Origin of the sequence: Pedococcus bigeumensis, from assembly GCF_006438965.1 — a bacterium.
GTDB classification, from domain to species: domain Bacteria; phylum Actinomycetota; class Actinomycetes; order Actinomycetales; family Dermatophilaceae; genus Pedococcus; species Pedococcus bigeumensis_A.
The window spans coordinates 483096-505002 of the sequence record NZ_RCZM01000004.1 but is presented as its reverse complement, the minus strand read 5'-3'; the positions used below and the strand labels follow the sequence as shown (position 1 = coordinate 505002).

19 protein-coding genes are annotated in these 21907 nt (G+C 70.6%); 6 read left to right on the top strand and 13 right to left on the bottom strand.

Annotated elements, in window-relative coordinates; all coding sequences use genetic code 11:
- Window positions 1-75 precede the first annotated feature (75 nt).
- The gene (locus EAH86_RS13895) at window positions 76-2094 is read right to left on the bottom strand and encodes a TIGR03960 family B12-binding radical SAM protein (protein WP_140741712.1); all 2019 of its coding nucleotides are present in this window, start codon (window positions 2092-2094) and stop codon (window positions 76-78) included.
- Between the two features lie 58 nt (window positions 2095-2152).
- On the opposite strand from EAH86_RS13895, the gene EAH86_RS13890 reads away from it, so the two are divergent.
- Complete coding sequence (locus tag EAH86_RS13890; RefSeq protein WP_140741710.1) at window positions 2153-2725, top strand: hypothetical protein; 573 nt, start codon at window positions 2153-2155, stop codon at window positions 2723-2725.
- 145 nt (window positions 2726-2870) lie between these two features.
- Here EAH86_RS13890 and EAH86_RS13885 read toward each other — a convergent pair whose 3' ends face one another.
- Window positions 2871-4025 (bottom strand): alpha/beta hydrolase, encoded by a 1155-nt coding sequence (locus EAH86_RS13885; protein WP_140741708.1) that lies wholly within the window; start codon window positions 4023-4025, stop codon window positions 2871-2873.
- Between the two features lie 144 nt (window positions 4026-4169).
- On the opposite strand from EAH86_RS13885, the gene EAH86_RS20260 reads away from it, so the two are divergent.
- On the top strand, window positions 4170-4319 hold the full coding sequence (locus tag EAH86_RS20260) for a hypothetical protein (RefSeq protein WP_161988654.1): 150 nt from the start codon (window positions 4170-4172) through the stop codon (window positions 4317-4319).
- Between the two features lie 27 nt (window positions 4320-4346).
- Window positions 4347-4928, top strand: coding sequence for a protein-L-isoaspartate O-methyltransferase family protein (locus tag EAH86_RS13880; RefSeq protein ID WP_241668367.1), 582 nt, complete (start codon window positions 4347-4349; stop codon window positions 4926-4928).
- A gap of 73 nt (window positions 4929-5001) precedes the next feature.
- Here the strand turns inward: EAH86_RS13880 and EAH86_RS13875 are convergent, their stop codons facing one another.
- From EAH86_RS13875 to rimP, 9 genes are all read right to left on the bottom strand, one after another.
- Window positions 5002-6810, bottom strand: coding sequence for a long-chain fatty acid--CoA ligase (locus EAH86_RS13875; RefSeq protein ID WP_338325250.1), 1809 nt, complete (start codon window positions 6808-6810; stop codon window positions 5002-5004).
- Between the two features lie 189 nt (window positions 6811-6999).
- On the bottom strand, window positions 7000-8181 hold the full coding sequence (gene rodA / locus EAH86_RS13870) for a rod shape-determining protein RodA (RefSeq protein ID WP_140741704.1): 1182 nt from the start codon (window positions 8179-8181) through the stop codon (window positions 7000-7002).
- Window positions 8145-9104: a bifunctional riboflavin kinase/FAD synthetase gene (locus EAH86_RS13865; protein ID WP_140741702.1), complete on the bottom strand. Its 960-nt coding sequence runs from the start codon at window positions 9102-9104 to the stop codon at window positions 8145-8147. The genes rodA and EAH86_RS13865 overlap by 37 nt, the downstream gene beginning before the upstream one ends.
- Before the next feature lie 10 nt (window positions 9105-9114).
- Window positions 9115-10029 carry a tRNA pseudouridine(55) synthase TruB gene (truB, locus tag EAH86_RS13860; RefSeq protein ID WP_140741700.1) on the bottom strand — a complete coding sequence of 305 codons (915 nt, stop codon included), beginning with the start codon at window positions 10027-10029 and terminating at the stop codon, window positions 9115-9117.
- Window positions 10016-10510 (bottom strand): 30S ribosome-binding factor RbfA, encoded by a 495-nt coding sequence (gene rbfA, locus EAH86_RS13855; RefSeq protein WP_140741698.1) that lies wholly within the window; start codon window positions 10508-10510, stop codon window positions 10016-10018. The genes truB and rbfA overlap by 14 nt, the downstream gene beginning before the upstream one ends.
- 100 nt (window positions 10511-10610) lie before the next feature.
- Window positions 10611-13535, bottom strand: coding sequence for a translation initiation factor IF-2 (gene infB, locus EAH86_RS13850; protein WP_140741696.1), 2925 nt, complete (start codon window positions 13533-13535; stop codon window positions 10611-10613).
- Between the two features lie 176 nt (window positions 13536-13711).
- Entirely contained in the window at window positions 13712-14002 is a 291-nt protein-coding gene (locus tag EAH86_RS13845; protein WP_277752343.1) for a YlxR family protein, read from the bottom strand.
- Window positions 14003-14097: 95 nt separating this feature from the next.
- Complete coding sequence (gene nusA, locus EAH86_RS13840; RefSeq protein WP_140741694.1) at window positions 14098-15180, bottom strand: transcription termination factor NusA; 1083 nt, start codon at window positions 15178-15180, stop codon at window positions 14098-14100.
- Window position 15181: 1 nt separating this feature from the next.
- Window positions 15182-15715 carry a ribosome maturation factor RimP gene (gene rimP / locus EAH86_RS13835; RefSeq protein WP_140741692.1) on the bottom strand — a complete coding sequence of 178 codons (534 nt, stop codon included), beginning with the start codon at window positions 15713-15715 and terminating at the stop codon, window positions 15182-15184.
- Between the two features lie 100 nt (window positions 15716-15815).
- Between rimP and EAH86_RS13830 the strand changes: the two genes are divergently transcribed.
- Both EAH86_RS13830 and EAH86_RS13825 read left to right on the top strand, forming a co-directional pair.
- Window positions 15816-16874 carry a DUF4439 domain-containing protein gene (locus EAH86_RS13830; RefSeq protein WP_140741690.1) on the top strand — a complete coding sequence of 353 codons (1059 nt, stop codon included), beginning with the start codon at window positions 15816-15818 and terminating at the stop codon, window positions 16872-16874.
- Complete coding sequence (locus tag EAH86_RS13825) at window positions 16871-17809, top strand: aminoglycoside phosphotransferase family protein (protein ID WP_241668365.1); 939 nt, start codon at window positions 16871-16873, stop codon at window positions 17807-17809. The genes EAH86_RS13830 and EAH86_RS13825 overlap by 4 nt, the downstream gene beginning before the upstream one ends.
- A 105-nt stretch (window positions 17810-17914) precedes the next feature.
- Here EAH86_RS13825 and EAH86_RS13820 read toward each other — a convergent pair whose 3' ends face one another.
- Both EAH86_RS13820 and EAH86_RS13815 read right to left on the bottom strand, forming a co-directional pair.
- Window positions 17915-18646 carry a response regulator gene (locus EAH86_RS13820; RefSeq protein WP_140741688.1) on the bottom strand — a complete coding sequence of 244 codons (732 nt, stop codon included), beginning with the start codon at window positions 18644-18646 and terminating at the stop codon, window positions 17915-17917.
- Window positions 18639-20210 carry a sensor histidine kinase gene (locus EAH86_RS13815; RefSeq protein WP_241668364.1) on the bottom strand — a complete coding sequence of 524 codons (1572 nt, stop codon included), beginning with the start codon at window positions 20208-20210 and terminating at the stop codon, window positions 18639-18641. The genes EAH86_RS13820 and EAH86_RS13815 overlap by 8 nt, the downstream gene beginning before the upstream one ends.
- Before the next feature lie 202 nt (window positions 20211-20412).
- Between EAH86_RS13815 and EAH86_RS13810 the strand changes: the two genes are divergently transcribed.
- Window positions 20413-21813 (top strand): cation:dicarboxylate symporter family transporter, encoded by a 1401-nt coding sequence (locus tag EAH86_RS13810; protein WP_241668363.1) that lies wholly within the window; start codon window positions 20413-20415, stop codon window positions 21811-21813.
- Window positions 21814-21907 lie beyond the last annotated feature (94 nt).

The window sequence follows — 21907 nt, the reverse complement described above, 5'->3', positions numbered from 1 at the left end:
GAAGGATCTGCCACGTCAGGACGTGGCGGATCCTTCAAAGACCCGATGGTTGAGCCGCGACGGGGCCCGCCGGGGTCAGTGCTGGTGGTCGGCGGTGCCGCTCGCCGCGAGCATGGCTTCGCGTCCGGCGCCGAGCACCGTGAGGGGCAGCAGCGTCTTGCCGGTCGGGCCGACCTCGATGTCGGTGCCCATCTGGGGACAGACGCCGCAGTCGAAGCACGGGGTCCAGCGGCAGTCGTCGACCTCGGTCTCGTCGAGGGCGTCCTGCCAGTCGGCCCACAGCCAGTCCTTGTCGAGCCCGGAGTCGATGTGGTCCCAGGGCAGCACCTCGGTCTCGCCGCGCTCGCGCGTGGTGTACCAGGCGACGTCAACGGGCAGCTCGGACAGCGCCACGTCAGCGGCATTCATCCACCGGTCGAAGGAGAAGTGCTCGCTCCACCCGTCGAACCGGCCACCGTCGCGCCAGACCTGCTCGATGACCCGACCGATGCGGCGGTCCCCACGCGACAGCAGGCCTTCGACGATGCCGGGCTTGCCGTCGTGGTAACGGAATCCGATCGACGAGCCGTACTGGCGGTCGGAGCGGATCGCCTCGCGCAGCTTGGCCAACCGGGCGTCGGTCTCCTCGTTGCCGAGCTGGGCGCACCACTGGAAGGGGGTGTGCGGCTTGGGAACGAAGCCACCGATCGACACGGTGCAGCGGATGTCGCGACGACCGGAGACCTGGCGGCCGGTCTCGATGACCTTCTTGGCAAGGTCCGCGATCTGCAGGACGTCCTCGTCGGTCTCGGTGGGCAGCCCGCACATGAAGTAGAGCTTCACCTGGCGCCAGCCCGCACCATACGCAGCGGCGACGGTCTTGATGAGGTCCTCCTCGGACACCATCTTGTTGATCACCTTGCGGATCCGCTCGCTGCCACCCTCGGGCGCGAAGGTCAGCCCGGAGCGACGACCGTTGCGGGTCAGCTCGTTGGCGAGGTCGATGTTGAAGGCGTCGACGCGGGTGGACGGCAGCGACAGCCCCGTCTGGGTGCCCTCGTAGCGGTCGGCCAGCCCCTTGGCGATCTCGGCGATCTCGGAGTGGTCCGCCGACGACAACGACAGCAGTCCGACTTCCTCGAAACCCGTTGCGGCCAGACCTCTTTCGACCATCTCACCGATGCCCGTGATCGAGCGCTCGCGCACCGGACGGGTGATCATCCCCGCCTGGCAGAACCGGCAGCCGCGCGTGCAGCCGCGGAAGATCTCGACCGACATCCGCTCGTGCACCGACTCGGCCAGCGGCACGAGGGGCTGCTTCGGGTAAGGCCACGCGTCGAGATCCATGACGGTGTGCTTCGACACCCGCCACGGGACACCGGGCGCATCGGCCTTGGGCGCGACCCGCTGGATCCGCCCGTCAGCGAGGTAGGAGACGTCGTAGAGCGACGGGACGTAGACCCCGCCGGTGCGGGCCAGGCGCAGCAGCAGCTCGCGCCGGCCACCCGGCATACCCTCGGCCTTCCACGCTCCGATGTGGTGGGTGACCGCGAGCACGGCTTCCTCGCCGTCGCCCACGATGGCGGCGTCGACGAAGTCGGCGACCGGCTCGGGGTTGAACGCCGCGTGGCCACCAGCGACGACGATCGGGTCGTCGTCGGTGCGGTCGACCGCGTGCAGCGGGATCCCCGCGAGGTCGAGCGCGGTGAGCATGTTGGTGTAACCGAGCTCGGTCGAGAAGGACAGCCCGAGCACGTCGAAGTCGCGCACCGACCGGTGGGCGTCCACGGTGAACTGCGGCACCTGGTGCTCACGCATCAGCGCCTCGAGGTCGGGCCACACGGCATAGGTGCGCTCGGCCAGCGCATCGGGGCGCTCGTTGAGGACTTCGTAGAGGATCATGACGCCCTGGTTGGGCACCCCTACCTCGTAGGCGTCGGGGTACATCAGCGCCCAACGGGTGGTCAGCTCCTGGCCGTCCGGGCCGTGCCCGCCGCAGTTCCAGTCCTTCACCGTGGAGTTGAGCTCGCCCCCGACGTACTGGATGGGCTTGCTGACCTGTTCGAGCAGCGGCTCGAGCAGCGGGAAGACGGAGGTACCGAGGGTGTGGGTCATGGTGAGACAAGGGTAACGGCGGCACCGCCACCCACCGAAAACGAGCAAGACTGGGGCCATGGGGACGCCCAACGGAACGGCCGGGCACACGCGGCCCGGCAGCCCGATGCCCGGCAGCCCGATGGCCTGGGGCGCCACGCAGGCCGAGTGGGACCGGAACTACCCGAGCGACGACGGGCTACGACCGGGCTGGCTGCGGATGGTCAGGGCGGTCCCCTGCGCCGCCCCACCGGATGCGGTGTGGCCGTGGCTGTGCCAGCTCCAGGTCGCGCCCTACTCCTACGACCTGCTCGACAACAGGGGGCGCCGCAGCCCGCGCCACCTGACCCCGGGGCTGACCGACCTGACCGTGGGCCAGGACTTCATGACGATCTTCCAGCTCGAGGAGTTCGTGACCCGGTCGCGGCTCACCCTGTCGGTGAAGCCTGGCGGGCCCACGCGTCTGTTCGGGGCCGGGTGGATCACGTATGCCGTGGAGCCCGATGGTCGCGGGTCGCGCCTGGTCGGGGCGCTCGCGTTCCCCGAGCGTCGTGGGGTGCTCGGTGCCGTGTCCAACGCCCTGCTCCCCTGGGGCGACCTGGTGATGATGCGCAAGCAGCTGCTGACCCTAGCCGACCTCGCGGCCCGCTGAGTGACGTCACGGTGACGCAGCCGCGACGCGGCTGCGACGTCACGGTGACGCAGTCGCGACGGGGATGCCACGCCGCCGGCATGCGGCGCCCATCAGGCAGCAACACGGCAGCGATGCGCCGCCGACATCTCGGTGACGCGTCCGGTCAGTCGACACCGGGTCGGCGTGCCAGGTGGGCGGAGAGGAAGTCCAACGCCTGCGGCATGACGGCCGACCAGGTCGCGAAGTTGTGCCCTCCATGGACGACCAGCGTCACCATGGACATGGGTGCATGCACCAGTGCCGCGAACTTGCGGGTGTCGCGGATCCCGTTGCTGCCGGTCTCGGCAGTTCCGATCGTCGCGAACAACGAGACCGGGGGCTGCGGCTGGTGAGCCGCGAGCCATTCCGGGTCGTTGAGGTCGCGCAGTATTGGCGACCCTCCCCACAGGTCGCCGGTCGTCCCGTCCTTGAGCGTGTGGTAGTACCCGGAGAGAGATGCCGCGGCCGTGAAGACCGTGGAGTGGGTCAGCAGCAGCTTGGCGGCGCAGTAGCCGCCAGTGGAGTCACCCATCGCCCCCCAACCCACGGGCATGACGCGTAGGTCCTGGGACACGGTCCTCGGAACATCCTCACCGAAGTAGGTCAACGTCTGCGGCCCCGCCGGGACATCCGTGCACTCGGTGTCCCGCGGTGGCGCCACCGTCGGTCGCAGCATCACCAGCACCATCGGCCGCGAACGGTGCGCCTCGATCTGTGACAGCAGGACATTCGGGTACTTCATCCGCGAGACCAGCGCCCGCGTCGTGCCGGGGTATCCGGTGAACACCTCGACGGCCGGGAACACGGTCCGCGCGTAAGCCGGCTGGAAGTACTGCGGGGGCAGGTAGACCGCGGCCGGTTCGGACATTCCGCTGTGCCCTCCCGAGAGCGTGAAGGACTCCACCCGCCCCCGCGTGGCCCACTGCGCCGGCGTGGACCATGAGTCGACGCCCGCGAGTGAGGTCCCCCGGGTGGCCTCGAGGGCCAGCACGCGGTGGCGCCCGACGGGCCGGGCTGCACCAGTCTGGGCGACAGCAGCACGGGGGGCTGAGGTGCCCAACAGGTCTGACCACGATCCGTAGAAGAACCCGTAGTTGTTCAGGACCGCCGCGACCAGCAGCACTGCGGTCAGCTGACCAGTCAGCACCAGTGCGAGCCGCTGCCCCACCCGGGCAGGGGCGGGACCCCGAACGCGGGACCAGAGCACGAGCACCAGGACAGTCGCGAGGACGGTCGCGAGGCCGAGCGTCAACAGCAGGGGCCACCCCAACAGCGGCATGGGACACCTCCGAACTGGCCCCGCCACCGAGCCATGGGCACAGCCTGCGACGGGTTGCTGCAAGGATGCGGATCTGCTGCTGGGAGTTCACTGAGAACGAACCCGTTCAGGGCGCACCCAGACTCTGGCCCTAGCCTGCCGGGCATGCGCGCCTCCTCGGTCCGGATCATCGCCACCTTCGGGCTGTTGCTGGCCCTGGCCGCATCGGCCCACTGGATCGGCGCGGGTCCCGACCCGGCACCGACGAGCCACCACGCCTCGACCGCCGTCAGCACCCGGCCCGCGCAGCACTGAGCGCCTCAGCCACGCGATAATGGACAGGTGCCGAGCACGGCCGAACGAGTGGCTGCGGCGATGGAGGCGTTGCCGCGCAAGGGTTTCCTGCAGCCCGACCAACGACCCCACAGCGGTCGCGACGCGCCGCTGTCGATCGGCCACGGCCAGACGAACAGCCAACCGACGACGGTCCGTCAGATGTTGGAGCTGCTCGACGTCCGGCCCGGGGACCGCGTCCTCGATGTCGGGTCAGGGTCGGGCTGGTCCACGGCTCTGCTTGCCCACCTGACCGGCCCGACGGGTCGGGTCACCGGGGTGGAGCGGATCCCCGACCTTGTCACCTTCGGCGCCGCCAACCTCACCGCGGCGCGTATGCCGTGGGCGCACGTCGAACGGGCCGTGCCCGGCCAGCTGGGCCACGCGGCATACGGGCCGTTCGACCGGATCCTGGTGTCGGCGCAGGCACCCGCGCTGCCGGACGAGCTGGTCGCGCAGCTGGCGCCGCACGGTGTGCTGGTCATCCCGGTGGCCGGGCGGATGCTGCGGGTGGTGGCACGCGAGAGCGGGCCGGCGGTCGAGGAGCACGGGTGGTACCGCTTCGTGCCCCTCGTCGCCGACCCGCCCTGATGTCGCGGCGGCCCGACCCGGTCCACCGGCCGGCGCCGGGCGACCGGTGCCGGCCGGTTCTGGCCGGTCGGGATCAGCCGGTGTAGAGCGCGTCCAGCGTCTCCTTGTACTTCTCGCTGACGGCCTTGCGGCGCAGCTTCATGCTGGGGGTGAGGTCGCCGTCCTCGATCGTGAGGTCGTGGTCGAGGATCGTGAACTTCTTGATCTGCTCCCACCGGTTGAGGTTGACGTTGAGGTTGTCGACATAGACCTGCACCATGTCGCGGGCCTCGGGAGACGTGACGATCGCGCGGTAGTTGCCCGTGACGCCGTGCAGGTCCGCCCACTCCTTGATCGCGTCCGGGTCGAGGGTGACCAGGGCCGTGACGAAGTTGTGGTCCGAGCCGTAGACCATGAACTGGCTGACGTAGGGGCACAGGCCCTTGAACGTCGACTCGATCAGCGACGGCCCGACGTACTTGCCACCGGACGTCTTGAAGAAGTCCTTCTTCCGGTCGGTGATCTTGAGGTAGCCGTTGTCGTCGAGGACCCCGATGTCACCGGTGTGCAGCCAGCCGTCGGCGTCCTTGGCCTCAGCGGTGTCCTCGGGCTTGTTGTGGTAGCCCTCCATGACGCCTGGGCCGCGGAGCAGCACCTCGCCGTCCTCGGCGATCTGGACCTCGGTGCCGGGCAGTGCCCAGCCGACGGTCCCGATCGAGTTGCTGGCGGGGCGGTTGACGAACGACGCCGCGCTGGTCTCGGTGAGGCCGTAGCCCTCCAGGATGACCAGCCCGACCGAGTCGAACCAGGTGGCGATGTCCTTGTTGAGCGCGGCAGACCCGGAGATGAAGAACCGGATCCGGCCACCGAACCGAGCCCGGACCTTGTGCAGGACCAGCTTGTCGGCCACAGCGTGCTGACGGGCGAGCATGCCGGTCGGCTCCTCGCCCCGCGCGCGCATCTCGGCGACCTTGGCGCCGACGCCGGTGGCCCAGGCGAAGAGCTTGGCCTTCACGCCACCCTCGGTCGCGACCATCGTCGTGATCCGGCCGTAGGCCTTCTCGAAGATGCGCGGCGCAGCCCCCATGAAGGTCGGCTGGACGACGGCGAGGTTGTCGACGATCTTGTCGACGCGACCGTCGATGGCCGTCGGGAAGCCCACCTGCAGGGGCAGCGTGAGGAGCACCTTGCCGAAGACGTGCGCCAGCGGCAGCCAGAGGTACTGCAGGTCGCTGGGATTGAGGATGCCGATCGAGTCGACCGCGGCCGCCTCGTACGTCCAGGCGTCGTGGGTGAGGCGGACGCCCTTGGGACGGCCGGTCGTGCCCGAGGTGTAGATGATCGTGGCGAGCTGGTCCTTGGTGAGCGCGTCGATGCGGTCGTCGACGGCCGAGGAGTTGGTCGTCAGCAGCTCGACGCCCATCTGCTCGAGCTCGTCGAGGCTGATCACCCACTCGCCGTCGGAGGTGCCGTCGATGGTCACCACGCGGGTGATCTCCGGCAGGTCGATGCGGCGCTCCCACAGCTTGGCGACCTGCTCGTCGTCCTCGGCGAACACGACCACGCTGCCCGAGTTGGCCAGGATGTAGGCGACGTCCGGGGCGATCGTCGTCGGGTAGATCGTCGTCGTGGCGCCACCGGCGCACATCACCGCGAGGTCGGTCAGGGCCCACTCGTAGCGCGTCGACGACGCGATGGCGACCCGGTCCTCCGGCTTGACGCCCAGGGCGATCAACCCGGCCGCAAGGCGGTAGGCGCGCTCGCGCACCTGCGTCCAGGTGACCGACGACCAGGAGTCGTCTTCGGCGAAACGGAACGCCTCGGCCTGGGGCGACTTGGCCACCCGGTCACGGAACAGGTGGGCCACGGTGGCCGGACGCTCGTCCAGCACGGTGGTGTTCACGCGCTCGTTCGTGGAACGCAGGTTCGTGCGGGTGGCTTGGGGGGTTTGAGTCGACATCGACCTTCCTCGGCTCGGTACAGGGGTTGCCGGGGATAGTGCCATGCACAGGGGGCCAACGGGGGTGAACGAGGGTGATTGTGGCCAAACGGTTGGACGGCGATCGGGTGCGGCGAGGGTATGCCGCGCGGCTCAGCGCCGCCGCGCGGCCAGGTGGGCGTTGTTGACCAGCCCGACCGCCAACCAGCAGGCGAACATCGAGGACCCGCCGTAGGACAGGAAGGGCAGCGGGAGACCCGTGACCGGCGTGATGCCGAGGTTCATCCCGACGTTCTCGAAGACCTGGAACAGGAACCAGACGGCGACGCCGGACGCCATCAGCCGCCCGAACGCGTCCTGCGCACGGGCTGCGACCAGCACGGCCCGCAGCACGACGAAACCCAGGAGCAGCAGCAGGCCGGCAGCCCCCAGGAAGCCCAGCTCCTCCCCCGCGACCGAGAAGACGAAGTCGGTCTGCTGGTAGGGGATGAACCCGCCCTGGGTCTGGTGACCCTCGAACAGCCCCTGGCCCTGCCATCCCCCGGAGCCAATCGCGATGCGCACCTGGCGGGTCTGGTAGCCGATCCCCTGGGGGTCGGCCTGCGGGTTCGCGAAGGCAGTCAGCCGGTCGCGCTGGTAGGCGCTGAGGACGGGGGTGCTGAGCGCGACGACGACACCAGCCGCCACGAGCGCCGCTGCGGCCGCGAGGTAGCGTTTGGGTGTGCCCCCGACCGCGAGGACACCGAAGGCGAGCGCGCCGAGCACCAGCGCCGAGCCGAGGTCTGGCTGGAGCATCACGAGCCCGATCGGCACGGCCGCCACGAGGACGGCCGCCAGCAGGTCACGCCTCCCAGGTTGGGCCTGACGGTCGATCCGCTCCCCCAGGATGATCGCCAGACCGAGGCACAGGGCCACCTTGGCGAACTCCGACGGCTGCACCGAGAAGCCGCCCGGCAGCAGGATCCACGAGTGCGAGCCGTTGACCGTGGACCCGACCGGCGTCAGCACCAGCACGAGCCCCGCGACCGACACGAGGTAGAGCAGTGGTGCCATGGCTCGCAGCAGCTGGTAGCCGGTCCGGGTCACTACTGCCGCGAGGGCCACCCCCAGCACCGTGTTGAACAGGTGCCGCACCAGGTAGGCGGACCCCGACTGGTGCCGGGTGGCGGACCACACGAGAAGGGCGCCGATCAGCGACAGCCCGAGGGCCGCGACGACCAGTCCCCAGTCGCTGCGGGTCCACAGCGCCGCACCGCCGCTCGCCCTGGACCAGATCCCGCCGTTGCGGGACCTGCCCGTCAGGACGGGACGATCGAGGCGAGGACCTGTCGGCACTTCTCGATGTCCCCGGCCATGGCTTCGAGCAGCTCCTCGACGGAGTCGAAGCGCAGGGTGGGACGGATGTGCTCGACGAACTCGACGGTGACCTCTTCGTCGTAGAGGTCGAGGTCGGTCCGGTCGAGGACGTACGCCTCAACGGTCCGCAGGGTGCCGTCGAAGGTCGGGTTGGTGCCTACCGAGATCGCCGCCGGCAGGGTCCGCTCCGGGTCGTCGGTGGGCTTGGCCACCCGGGTGAGCCACCCGGCATACACCCCGTCTGCGGGGATGAGGCCCAGCGAGTCGGTCGCGAGGTTGGCGGTCGGGTAGCCCAGCTCGCGCCCCCGGTGGGCGCCGTGGACGACGGTGCCGGTCATGCGGTGCGGACGCCCCAGGATCGCGGACGCCCCCGCCATCTCGCCGGCAGCGAGGTGGCGACGCACGGCGGAGGAGGACCAGCGCTCGCCGTTGCCGAGGTCGTCGAGGACTACGACGTCGAAACCGTGCTCCTCTCCCAGGGCGGTGAGCGTCGAGACGTCACCGGTGTAGCCGCGGCCGAACCCCCGGGCGTCCTCGCCGACGACGATGGCCTTGACCCCGAGCGTCTCGACGAAGGTGTGGACGATGAACTCCTCGGCGGTCTGCTGCGCGAACTCCTGCGTGAAGTCGAGGACGAGCAGGCCGTCGATCCCGGTCGTCTCGAGCAGCTCGTCGCGCAGCCGACCGGGCGCGATCAGCTCGAGGGTCTCCGGGTGGAAGATCGTCGCCGGGTGCGGGTCGAAGGTGACCGCGACGCTGGGCAGCCCACGCTCGCTCGCCTCGGCGAGCAGCCGCGCGAGGACGGCTCGGTGGCCGAGGTGGACGCCGTCGAAGTTGCCGAAGGTGGCGACCGAGGAGCGCAGGCTCTCGGGCGTCTGTGAGGGGTCGGTCCAGCGGTGCACGGAGGACACTCTACGAACCCGCCGGGGCAAACACGACGTGCCCCTTGGCTTTGTGGCCCGACTCGTCGAGCATGGCGACGAGGCGGCCGTCCGGCGCGAAGGCCGCGACCGGGTCGATGCGCCCCTCCTGCGCCGAGTCGACCCGTTGGCCGTAGCCCACCGCCGTGGTCTCGGCGTCGGTCAGCTCGCGCACCGTGAACTGGGCGCGGGCGGCGTCGGCGAGGAGGGTGACGGGGATCTGCTCGGGGTCACCGAGGGCGCCGAGCGACTCGAGGTCGTGCGCCTGGTCGAGCGTGAACGCGCCGACGCGCGTGCGGCGCAGCGCGGTGAGGTGACCCCCGACACCGAGCGTGTCGCCGAGGTCGCGAGCCAGCGCGCGGACGTAGGTGCCGGAGCTCACCGTCACCTCGACGTCCACGTCGAGCACGGGTATGCCGTCCACGTCGCCTGCGCGGGTGGCCAGGACGTCGAACCGGCTGACCGTCACGGGGCGAGGGGGCAGCTCGACGTCCTCGCCCGCCCGGACCCGGGCGTAGGAACGCTCACCCTTGACCTTGATGGCCGAGACGGAGCTCGGGACCTGCTGGATGTCGCCGGTGAGCCGGCCGACGGCCGCCTGCAGCTGTTCGGTGGTGACGCCGTCTGCGGCCGTGGACGCGGTGACCTCGCCCTCGGCGTCGTCGGTGATGGTGCGCTGCCCGAGCCGGATCGTGGCGGTGTAGTCCTTGTCGCAGCCGACCAGAAAGGTCAGCAGCCGGGTGGCCCGCCCGATCCCCAGCACCAGGACACCGGTGGCCATCGGGTCGAGCGTGCCGGCGTGGCCGACCTTGCGGGTGGCGCACAACCGCCGGGTCCGCCCGACGACGTCGTGGCTGGTCCAGCCGGCCGGCTTGTCGACGACGAGCAGGCCGTCAGGCGCGGGCATCCGCGCCGGTGTCCTCGGTGCCGTCCCCAGGGACGCCATCGGCATCGGTGTCGTCGTCCTCGGGCTCGGGCTTGCGGTAGGGGTCGGCGTCGCCGGCGTACTTGGCCCCGGCGGCAGCCGCTGCCACGGCCTCGTCACGTTCCTTGGCCTCGCGCAGGAGGTCCTCCATGTGCGCCGCGGTCTCCGGGATCGCGTCGGCGAAGAAGTCCAGGCTCGGGGTCAGCCGGATCTGGATCTGCTGGCCGACAAAGGACCGCAGCCGTCCCTTGTTCTTCTCCAGCAGCGCAGCCGTCTTGGCGCGCTGCACCTCGTCACCGAACACGGTGTAGAAGACCGAGGCGTGCTGGAGGTCACCGGTCACGCGGACGTCGGTGATGGTGATGAAACCCAGGTCGGGGTCCTTGACGATCGACACGACGTTGGCGGCGATGAGCGTCTTGATGCGATCGGCGATCTTGCGTGCGCGTCCGGCGTCAGCCATGGCAGGACTCCTTGCTGCTGTAGGTGAGGATCAATCTCTCAGGCGAAGCCGGTGGGCCGGGGGCGACCATCGGCCGCCCCCGGCCCACACGGCATACCCGTCAGGCGCGCGGCTTCTCGCGCATCTCGTAGGTGCTGATCAGGTCCTCGATCTGGAGGTCGTTGTACGACCCCAGGTTGATGCCGCACTCGAAGCCCTCGCGGACCTCGGTGACGTCATCCTTGAACCGGCGCAGACCAGCGATCTCGATGTTCTCGGACACGACCACACCGTTACGGGTGATCCGGGCCCGGGTGCCACGCTTGATCTCACCGCTGCGCACGATGGAACCGGCGATGTTGCCGAACTTGCTGGAGCGGAAGATCTCGCGGATCTCGGCGGTGCCGAGCTCCACCTCCTCGAACTCCGGCTTGAGCATGCCCTTGAGGGCCGCCTCGATCTCCTCGATGGCCTGGTAGATCACCGAGTAGTAGCGGATCTCGACGCCCTCGCGCTCGGCGTAGTCAGCGTTCTGGCCTTCGGCCCGGACGTTGAAGCCGATGATCACGGCGCTGGACGCCATGGCGAGGTTGATGTTGTTCATCGTGATCGCACCGACGCCGCGGTCGATGATCCGCAGGTCGACCTCGTCGCCCACGTCGATCTGGAGCAGCGCGTCCTCGAGGGCTTCGACGGAACCGGACACGTCACCCTTGAGGATGAGGTTGAGGGTCTCGACCTTGCCTGCTGCGAGGGCCTCGGTGAGGTCCTCGAGCGAGATGCGCTTGCGGGCCTTGGCCAGCGAGGCCTGCCGGTCCGCGGACTCACGACGTTCGGCGATCTGACGGGCCGTGCGGTCGTCCGGGGCCACCACGAAGGTGTCACCGGCGCGCGGGACCGAGGAGAGACCGAGCACCTGCACCGGACGGGACGGACCCGCCTCGGTGAGGTTGTTGCCGTGCTCGTCGAGCATCGCACGGACCCGGCCGTAGGCCGAGCCCGTGACGATGGCGTCACCGACGTGCAGCGTTCCGGCCTGGACCAGCACGGTGGCAGTGGCGCCACGGCCACGGTCGAGGTTGGCCTCGATCGCGACACCACGGGCGTCGCGGTCGGCGTTGGCACGCAGGTCGAGCGCGGCGTCGGCGGTGAGCAGGACGGCCTCGAGGAGGGCGTCGATGTTCTGCCCGGCCTTGGCCGAGACGTCGACGAACATGGTCTCGCCGCCGTACTCCTCGGCGACCAGGTTGTACTCGGTCAGCTGCTGACGCACCTTGGCCGGGTTGGCACCCTCGACGTCGATCTTGTTGACCGCGACCACGATCGGCACGTCCGCAGCCTGGGCGTGGTTGAGCGCCTCGATGGTCTGCGGCATGACGCCGTCGTCGGCGGCGACCACGAGGATCGCGATGTCGGTCACCTTGGCACCACGGGCACGCATGGCGGTGAACGCCTCGTGGCCCGGGGTGTCGATGAAGGTGATCGGACGGTCGACGCCCTCGTGCATCTTGTGCACCTGGTAGGCACCGATGTGCTGGGTGATGCCACCGGACTCGCCACCGGCGACGTCCTCGTTGCGGATCGCGTCGAGCAGGCGGGTCTTTCCGTGGTCGACGTGACCCATGACGGTCACGACCGGCGGACGGGCCTGCAGGTCCTCGTCGTCCTCACCCTCGATACCCGTCTCCAGGTCGATGTTGAAGGCGTCGAAGAGCTCCTTCTCCTCCTCTTCGGGGGAGACGACCTCGATGTTGTAGCCGAGCTCGGCACCGAGCAGCTTGAAGGTGTCCTCGTCCAGCGACTGGGTGGCCGTGGCCATCTCGCCGAGGTGGAAGAGCACCGTCACGAGTGCACCGGGGTTGGCGTTGATCTTGTCGGCGAAGTCGCTCAGCGACGAGCCGCGGCGGACCCGGATGAGGGTCGTGCCGTTGCCGCGGGGGACGGTGACGCCTCCCAGCGACGGGGCCTGCATCTGCTCGAACTCCTGGCGCTTCGCACGCTTGGACTTGCGTCCACGCACGGGGCGGCCACCACCGCGACCGAAGGCACCCGCGGTCGAGCCGCGACCGGCACCACCACGGAAGCCACCGCCACCGGGGCGACCGGCGAAACCGCCGCCACCACCGGGGCCACCGGGGCCTCCGGGACCACCGGGTCCACGACCGCCGCCGGCACCGCCGGGGCCGCCAGGGCCACGAGCGCCACCACGGGCGGGACGGTCACCGGGACGCCCGACCGCACTGCGGTCGGGCATCATGCCGGGGCTGGGACGGGCACCGGCGGGACGGGGCCCACCGGGGCCGGCCGTGCCGCCGGGGCGCGGACCGGCAGCACCGGGACGGCTCTGCGGACGCGGCATACCCTGGCTGGGCGCGAACGGGTTGTTGCCCGGACGGGCGTTGTCGCGACCGCCACCCTCACGGGGCGCACCCTCGCGAGGGGCACCTTCGCGAGGAGCACCCTCGCGGGGGCCACCCTCACGGCCGGTGCGCATGCCCTGGCTGGGCGCGAACGGGTTGTTGCCGGGGCGCGGTGCGCCGGGGCGGGGAGCGCCCGGCGCGGAGGCACCGGGACGCGGGGTGCTGCCGGGACGCGGGGACGCCGGCACGCCGGGACCCTGCTGGCCACCGTCACGGGCGGACTGCACGTCGGCCCGGGCGGCGGGAGCCTCCACGGCGGCGGGCGCGGCCGGAGCCGGGCTAGCGGGTGCAGCTGCGGCCGGGGCGGCCGGCTCGGGAGCCGCAGGAGCGGCCACCGGAGCGGGTGCTGCCGGAGCCGAGGCCGCAGCAGCCGGGACCACCACAGGGGCGGACGGTGCAGCAGGCGCCGCGGGAGCGGCCGGACCGGCCGGCTTCGCTGCAGCCTTCTTGGCGGGAGCCTTCTTGAGGTCCTCGGGGAATGTCTCGGTCGCCTTGCGGACGACGGGGGCTTCAATCGTCGAGCTGGCGGTCTTGACGTACTCACCAATGCTGTTCAGGTGAGCGATCAGGGTCTTGCTGTCGGTGCCGAGCTCTTTGGCGAGCGCGCTTACACGGACCTTAGCCACGTTTCTCCTGTTCCTGGTCCGTGATGTCAGGTGACAGGCGCGGACCGTCGTTAAGGCTGGGGGAAGCTCATTGCTGAGTTCTCATCGGGTGCTCATCAGCGTCAAACCCACTCTCGGTTAATGACTGCAGCCGGTTTCCATGGGTCGAGCTGGTCCCATGGACACGGACGGTTCCCTCAGGCTGAGGGTGGTTGTTTTTCGTGCACTGCCTGGCTCGTGGTCGTGCCCAGGTCCTGGACGTATGCCGTCACCGCTGCCGGATCCGGGGCGGCGCTGACACGCAGCGCGCGACCGAACGCCCGACGGCGCAGGGCCTGCTCAAGACAGTCACCCGTGGGATGCAGCCAAGCGCCGCGCCCCGGCAGGCAACGCCGCAGGTCAGGAGTCAGCCGAATCGCTCCGGTCTCATCCGTCTCCGCGACCACTCGCAGGAGTGCCGACCGGCTATCCGTCCCGCGGCATCCCACACACGTCCGGGTCGGTTGCCCGTGCGGGGTGTGGAGGGTGGTGCTCGATGCCACTGGCCGGAGTCCAGTCCGGTCGGTCCCCACCAGTCTAGCCCCTACTGCCGATCGGCAGCGTCATCCGCACCTGCGGAGGACACCTCGACGGGGGCGGTGTCGGGGCGGATGTCGATCCGCCAGCCGGTCAGCTTGGCGGCCAGCCGGGCGTTCTGCCCCTCCTTGCCGATGGCCAGCGACAGCTGGTAGTCGGGCACGATCACGCGTGCCGAACGCAGCGTGGGGTCGACGATCTGCACCGACTGCACCCGTGAGGGCGACAGGGCCGCGGCCACGAAGGTGCGGGCGTCCTCGGAGAAGTCGACGATGTCGATCTTCTCCCCGTGCAGCTCGGTCATCACGGCGCGCACGCGGGCGCCCATCGGACCGATGCAGGCGCCCTTGGCGTTGAGCCCGGCGACCTTGGAGTGCACGGCGATCTTGGTGCGGTGGCCGGCTTCCCGGGCGAGCGCAGCGATCTCGACGGAACCGTCGGCGATCTCGGGCACCTCGAGGGCGAACAGCTTGCGGACCAGGTTGGGGTGGGTGCGCGACAGGCCGATCTGCGGGCCCTTGGGTCCACGTCGCACCGACACCACGAAGCAGCGCAGCCGCTCGCCGTGGATGTACTTCTCCCCCGGCACCTGCTCAGCCAGCGGGAGGATTCCCTCGACGGTGCCGAAGTCGACGGTCACGACGCGCGGGTCGGGGCTCTGCTGGATGACGCCGGCGACGACATCGCCCTCGCGCCCCTTGAAGTCACCCATGATCGCGTCGTCCTCGAGGTCGCGCAGCCGCTGGACGATGACCTGCCGGGCGGTGGAGGCCGCGATCCGGCCGAAACCGGTCGGGGTGTCGTCGAACTCCGGTCCGTACTCACGGGGGACGCGCTCGGTCGGTGCCGGCGGCTCGTCGGTCTCCTCGTCGGACTCCGCGCGCTCGGGCTCGGGCTGCTCGATCTCCTCCTTGGCCCAGACGATGACGTGCCCGGTCTTGCGGTCGAGCTCGACCCGCGCGGCCCGGTAGGCACCGTCGGTGCGGTGGTAGGCGACGAGGAGTGCCTGCTCGATGGCGGGGATGAGGATGTCGAGGGAGATGTCGCGCTCGCGCTCCAGCGCCCTCAGTGCAGCCAGGTCGATGTCCATGTCAGTTCTCCTCAGAGTTGTCGTCGTCGCTGGCCGGTCTCGAGAACTCGACCTGCACGGCGGCCCTGGACACGTCGGCATACGCCACGTCCACGGACTGCGCCGGCTCCTGCTTGGCGCCCGGCACGTCGAGGGTGATGCCCGACTCGCCGGCGGAGGTGATCCGGCCGGTCACGGCGGGCCCCTCCAACGGGGTGATGGTGACCAGCCGCGAGACGTTGCGCCGGAAGTGGCGCGGTTCGGTGAGTGGCCGGTCGATGCCTGGCGAGCCGACTTCGAGGGTGTAGGGCTGCTCGCCCATCGCGCCGGTCTCGTCGAGGGCGTCGCTCACGGCTCGGGTGGCGTCGGCCACCTCGTCGAGGGTGAGCGGGGGCGTGACGGCGGTCGTGTCACCGGTGCCGTCGAGGATCCGGTCGATCCAGATGCGGACGAGGCGGCGCTTGCCGGCGGGCGTCACGGCGACGTCCTCGACCAGCAGACCCAGGTCGCGCAGGGGGCCCTCGACGGCGGGACGAATCTGTTCCTTGACGCTCATGGACTCGTCCTCTCTGAAGTTTGGGGGCCGTGCGACTCCACTCTATCGGCGCCGTGAGTGGGCCGCATGCCCGCACCAACTGGCATGCCATGATCGGCGCATGCCCCAGGACGACCCCGCTATGCCGCCGTGCCCCAGCCGGCGTGGCGTGCTCACCCTGGGGTTCGGCGCCGTGGCGGCAATGTCGTTGGCTGCCTGCGGGATCCGGCTCGAGGACGATGCACCGCGGATCCCCCTCATCCCCACCCGGCAGCCCATCCCGGGTGAGTCGTTCCTGCTGGCCCTGTGGCGGCACAGTGACGACCTGGCCGACCGGGCGACCTCGGTGGGCGGACCCGCCAACGGGGTGCCTGCGCGAGTGGCCGCCCTGCACCGCCGACAGGTGGCGGTGCTGGAGTCGGAGCTCCTGCGGCTCGGGGTCCCCCGCAAGGTGCTGGACACCGCCGCAGCCGCCCCATCCGCCTCGACGACGGGCACGGCGACCGGCTCGGCGACGGGTGCGGCGACGGGTTCGGCGACGGGTGGTTCGGCAACGCCGTCGGGAGGCTCCACCGGTTCGGCCAGCACCGCACCGTCGGTCCAGGGCCCCAAGGGCCTGGCCGCCGCCGAGGCGAGCGACCTGGGACCGACGGCGATCGCGTCGCTGGCGACCGTGTCACCGACGGCGGTCCCGCTCATCGGAAGCGTCTTGGCCCAGCGGGCCGCCGCGGCGACCCTGCTGGGCGTCCCGGTGACCTGGACGGAACCGAACTGGTCGGCCCCGTCCCTGGCGGCGTCCTACCTCGACAGCACGCGGGCGGCCGTCTACGCCTTCGAGGTCGTCGCAGCACAGTCACCCTCCGGGGCCCAGCACACGCTGGCGCTGACGACACTCGCGGCCCTGGAGTCGCGGGCCCACGACCAGGAGTCGCTGGCCGGGAGGTCGGCCGGACCACCCGACCTGGGGTACCCACTGCCCTTCCCGGTGACCACCGCCGCGTCGGCGCGCACGCTGGCTGCCCAGGTGCTCACCGAGCTGCGCGCCTCGATCGCCCGGGACCTGGGCTCCACCGGGGGCGACCTCGGCCCGCTCGGCGCCCTGGTCCAGTGCTTGGGCGACACCGAGGTCCTCGCCTCGCAGTGGGGTGTCAAGCTCTCGGCCTTCCCCGGACTCACGTGACCCGTCCCGAGGACGTCGCACCGCTGGTCCCCGAGCAGTTCCGTGACTTCGTCCACCGCTTCTCCGTCCAGGACGGCGCTGTCGACGGGCCGTCCGGTGCCGACTGGTCCGCACGCCTGCCGCGCCTGCTGGCCGCGGTGCTCGACGACTGGGGACTCGAGCCACTGGGCCCGGGAGCCACCGGCTGGACCGCCGTCGTGCTGCCCGTCAGCCGGGACGGCGAACGGTTCGCCCTCAAGCTGGTCTGGCCACACATCGAGGCCCGCGACGAGCCGCTCGTACTGAGGCACTGGGACGGCCGTGGTGCGGTCCGGCTGGTGGCGGCAGACCCGGGCCGAGGAGCCTTGCTCCTCGAGGCCCTCGACCCGACCCGCGACCTGGACTCACTCGACATCGACTCCGCCTGCCAGGTCACCGGTGAGCTGCTGCGTGAGCTGAACGTCCCTGCGCCACATGGACTTCGCCCACTGTCCGAGTTCGCCCGCGACCAGGTGGCCAAGCTCGAGGCCGCCGAGGGCGTACTCCCCCGGCGCATGCTCGAGCGGGTCTCCGGGCTGGTGCGCGACCTCACGGCCGACCCGTCCTGCGACGCCACCCTCGTGCACACCGACCTGCACTACCGCAACGTCCTCGCGAGCCTGCCGGGGTCGGGACGGCCCGACTGGCTGGCCATCGACCCGCACGCGATGGCAGGACATCCGGGCTTCGAGATCCAGCCCCTGCTGCGCAACCGCACCGAAGAGCTGGGGACCAGCTCGGCCTTTCGCTACCTCGTCCGGCGCCGGCTGGAGATCTGCTGCGAGGCGGCCGGGATCGACGAGGACGAGGCGTTGGCCTGGACCTACGTCCACACCGCCATGCAGGCCGGCTGGGCCGCCGGGGACCGCGACGACCTCTCCTTCAACATCGCCCTGCTCAAGGCGCTCGACGGCTGACAGCGCGACTGATCCGGCCAGGCGCTGGGAGTCTTTGAAGGATCTGCCACGTCCTGGCGTGGCAGATCCTTCAACGACTCGGATGTCAGGGGTGGGCTCGAGCGGTCAGCCCACCCAGCGGTACTCCACCTCGGGACGTCCGGCACCGGCATACCTCTGGGTGCGGACGGCGAGGCGGCTGTCCGAGAGGTGCTCGGCGTAGCGGCGTGCGGTCACCCGGCTCACGCCGACGGCCTCCCCGAGCTCGCTCGCGGACAGCCCGGTGGCCGAGTCCCGCAGCGCCCGGGTGACCCGCGCCAGCAGGTCCTCGCTCATCCCCTTGGGCAGCGCCGTGGGTGTGCTGGTCCGCACCCCGGCGAAGACCTCGTCGACCTCGGCCTGGGTGGACAGGTGCTGGGTGTCGCCGAGCTGGGTGCGGTAGGCGCGGTAGGCCTCGAGGCGGTCGCGCAGGGTGGCGAAGACGAAGGGCTTGAGGAGGTACTGCACGACGCCCAGGGAGACGGCCGCGCGGACCACGTCGAGGTCTCGCGCGGACGTCACGGCGATGACGTCGGCCTGGTGCCCGCCTGCGCGCATCGCCCGGATCACGTCGAGGCCATGGCGGTCGGGCAGGTTCATGTCGAGCAGGACCACGTCGACGGGGGTGGACTGCAGGGCGCGCAGCGCCTCGTGGCTGGTGGCGGCCGTGGCCGCGACGACGAAGCCGGGCACCCGTTCGACGTATGCCGTGTGGGCCTCCAACGCCACGGGCTCGTCCTCGACGACGAGCACCTTGAGAACCTCGGGCTGGGTTGACTTGTCAGGGGGGTCACGGTCCGGGATGTCGTTGTCAGGCATGGGTTTTCGCCTCCAGCGGCAGCCGCACGGTGAACCGGGCACCGGGCGGGCCCGACACCTCGAGGAGGCCGTCGAGCCGCGCCACCGACTGCGCCACGAGGGCCAGCCCGATGCCACGGCGCCCAGCGCTTCCCTGCGCCTTCGTGGAGAACCCGCGCCGGAACGCCTCGTCGACGGCGTCGGGTGGCAACCCCGGACCGGAGTCCGCGACGCTCAGCACGACGTGGCCGTCCTCGATCCGCGAGGACACCTCGACGCGACGCTCCCCCGACTCCGCGGTGACCGCGTCGAAGGCGTTGTCGATGAGGTTGCCGACGATGGTCACGACGTCCCGCACCGGGGCGACGTCCTGCGGCCAGACGGCGTCGTCCGCGATCCGGAAGTCGATGCCGCGCTCGCTGGCCTGGGCGGCCTTGCCGAGCAGCAGGGCGGTCAGCGTGGGCTCCGCCACGGCCCCCACGAACCGGTCGGTGAGCCGCTGGGACAGCTGTAGCTCGTCGGTGGCGAAGGCGAGGGCGCGGTCGGGGTGCCCGAGCTCGATGAGCGACACGATGGCGTGCAGTCGGTTGGCCGACTCGTGCGCCTGCGAGCGCAGTGCCTCGGTGAGACCGCGCGCCGAGTCGAGCTCACCGGTCAGGTGCTCGAGGTCGGTGCGGTCACGGACGGTGGCGACGAAGCCGAGCGCCCGGCCGTCCCACTGGGCCCGGGCCTTGTTGAGGACCAGGACCCGGGCCGAGGTGACGTGCAGCTCGTCCGCGCGCGGCTCGGTGTCAGTGAGCGCGGCCAGCAGCGGCGCGGACAGGCCCAGCTCGGACACCGGCCGGCCGCGGGCGTCGTCGGGCAGGCCCAGCAGCCGGACCGCTTCGTCGTTGGCGAGCCGGAGCCGCCCGTCGAGGTCCGTGAGCAGCAGCCCCTCGGTCACGGCGTGCAGCACCGCGTCGTAGTACTCGACCATCTCCTGCAGCTGTCGCTCGCCGAGGCCGTGGGTCTGGCGGCGGATCCGGCGAGCCACCAGGGCCGTCCCCAGGCCGCAGAGCAGCGCGGCCGCGAGACCGGCCAGCAGCAGGGCCGGCAGCTGCGAGCGAAGTCGCTCGCTGACCGCCGTCTTCCTGATCCCGACGGCCACCAGTCCGATGACGGTGTGGCGGTCGCTGCCCACCACCGGCACCACCACGCGGCGCGACGGGCCGAGCGTCCCTGTGTAGTCCTCGACGACGGTCCCACCGGCCTGGGCCGCGGCGATGTGCCCCAGGAACTGCCCACCGATCTGGGAGCGGTCAGGGTGGCTGTAGCGGATCCCGGTCGGGCTCATGATCACCACGAAGTCGGTGTCCGTCTCGCGCTGCACCACGTCAGCGAAGTCCGGCAGCACCCGCGCGCGGTCACCGTCCGGTACGGCAGCCACCACCGTTGGCGTGCTCGCGACGGTCTCAGCCACCGCCGTCGCGCGAGCGGTTGCCTCCCGGGTCCCAGCCCGCTGCGCCTGCGCGTACGCGGCCACCGTCCCGACCCCCACCACGAGCAGTGCGACGAGAACCTGCAACGCGAAGGTCTGCGCTGCCACGCTCCACCGCCCCGGTGCGGTGAGCCACCGAGGTGCGCTCACCGGCATACCGGAGGAAACTGCTCGCCGAACCGCCACGCAAGGGCTCGTCGCGCGCAGAACTCAATGAACACAATCGTGACCCTAGTCACTCATGGGCCCACTCTCGTCCTTGTTCACCGCTCCCGGGCCCGGCCCGGGACCTGATCCCCTGGAGACCACCGTGAGCACCAGCGCCGACAGCGTCGTCGACCGGCCCGCACCGAAGCGGGACCGCACGCACTACCTCTACCTCGCCGTCATCGCGGCGATGGTCCTTGGCATCATCGTCGGGTTCGCCTTCCCCGAGTTGGGGGTCAAGCTCAAGTGGCTCGGCACCGGCTTCGTCAACCTCATCAAGATGATGATCACCCCCATCATCTTCTGCACGATCGTGCTGGGCATCGGCTCGGTCCGCAAGGCCACCCAGGTGGGCAAGGTGGGCGGGCTCGCGCTCGGCTACTTCCTGACGATGTCGACCGTGGCCCTGGCCATCGGCCTCGTGGTCGGGAACATCGTCAAGCCCGGCGCGGGTCTGCACCTCACCGAGGCGCTGGCCAAGAGCGGCCAGAGCCAGGTCAGCGGCGAGGCGGAGACGACGACCGACTTCATCCTCGGACTCATTCCCGACACGCTCGTCTCGGCGCTCACCGCCGGGTCCGTGCTCCAGGCCCTGCTCGTGGCCCTGCTCGTCGGCTTCGCCCTGCAGAAGATGGGGCGGGCGGGCGAGCCGATCCTGGTCGGCATCAAGCACTTCGAGCGGCTCGTCTTCCGCCTGATGGCGATGATCATGTATGCCGCGCCGATCGGTGCGTTCGGAGCGATGGCTGCCGTGGTGGGCGCCACGGGCTGGAAGGCCCTGCAGAGCCTGGCAGTCGTGATGGTGGCGTTCTACATCACCTGCTTCCTGTTCGTCTTCCTGGTCCTCGGCACGATCCTCAAGCTGGTCACCGGGGTCAACGTCTTCGCGTTGTTCAAGTACCTCGCCCGCGAGTTCCTGCTCATCCTGTCGACCTCGTCGTCGGAGTCGGCCCTCCCCCGCCTCATCGCCAAGATGGAGCATGCGGGAGTGTCCCGGCCGGTGGTCGGCATCACGGTGCCGACGGGATACTCGTTCAACCTCGACGGGACGGCGATCTACCTGACGATGGCGTCGTTGTTCATCGCCGACGCCATGGACAAGCCGTTTTCGCTCAGCCAGCAGATCTCGTTGCTGGTGTTCATGATCATCGCGTCGAAGGGTGCGGCCGGCGTGACAGGAGCGGGTCTGGCCACCCTGGCTGGCGGCCTGCAGTCGCACCGCCCCGACCTGGTCGACGGTGTCGGCTTCATCGTGGGGATCGACCGGATGATGAGCGAGGCTCGGGCGCTGACCAACTTCGCCGGCAACTCGATCGCGACGGTCCTCATCGGGCACTGGGTGGGCGAGCTGGACCGGCCACGGCTCGACTCCGTCCTCGCCGGTGACCTGCCGTTCGACGAGGCGAGCATGATCGACCACGAACCCGAGAGGGAGCCGGAGCCGGTCGGAGCCCCGGCCCCGGGCCAGGTCACCCAGGTCACCCAGGGCAGCCAGGGCCACTAGCGGCTGGGCACCCTTCGGCTGGGCGCACCAGCCCCCGGGCCGAGCTCCTCGGTCAGCGACCGACGCGGCCTCTCCGGACCTTCGGGTCCGGAGA

Excerpts from the sequence above, each read along its gene's own strand:
- nusA (WP_140741694.1), bottom strand. The coding sequence starts at position 15,180 with ATGGACATCGACCTGGCTGCACTGAGGGCGCTGGAGCGCGAGCGCGAC.
- truB (WP_140741700.1), bottom strand. The coding sequence starts at position 10,029 with ATGCCCGCGCCTGACGGCCTGCTCGTCGTCGACAAGCCGGCCGGCTGG.
- EAH86_RS20260 (WP_161988654.1), top strand. The coding sequence starts at position 4,170 with ATGCGCGCCTCCTCGGTCCGGATCATCGCCACCTTCGGGCTGTTGCTG.
- EAH86_RS13830 (WP_140741690.1), top strand. The coding sequence starts at position 15,816 with ATGCCCCAGGACGACCCCGCTATGCCGCCGTGCCCCAGCCGGCGTGGC.
- EAH86_RS13820 (WP_140741688.1), bottom strand. The coding sequence starts at position 18,646 with ATGCCTGACAACGACATCCCGGACCGTGACCCCCCTGACAAGTCAACC.
- EAH86_RS13895 (WP_140741712.1), bottom strand. The coding sequence starts at position 2,094 with ATGACCCACACCCTCGGTACCTCCGTCTTCCCGCTGCTCGAGCCGCTG.
- rimP (WP_140741692.1), bottom strand. The coding sequence starts at position 15,715 with ATGAGCGTCAAGGAACAGATTCGTCCCGCCGTCGAGGGCCCCCTGCGC.
- EAH86_RS13890 (WP_140741710.1), top strand. The coding sequence starts at position 2,153 with ATGGGGACGCCCAACGGAACGGCCGGGCACACGCGGCCCGGCAGCCCG.
- EAH86_RS13885 (WP_140741708.1), bottom strand. The coding sequence starts at position 4,025 with ATGCCGCTGTTGGGGTGGCCCCTGCTGTTGACGCTCGGCCTCGCGACC.
- rbfA (WP_140741698.1), bottom strand. The coding sequence starts at position 10,510 with ATGGCTGACGCCGGACGCGCACGCAAGATCGCCGATCGCATCAAGACG.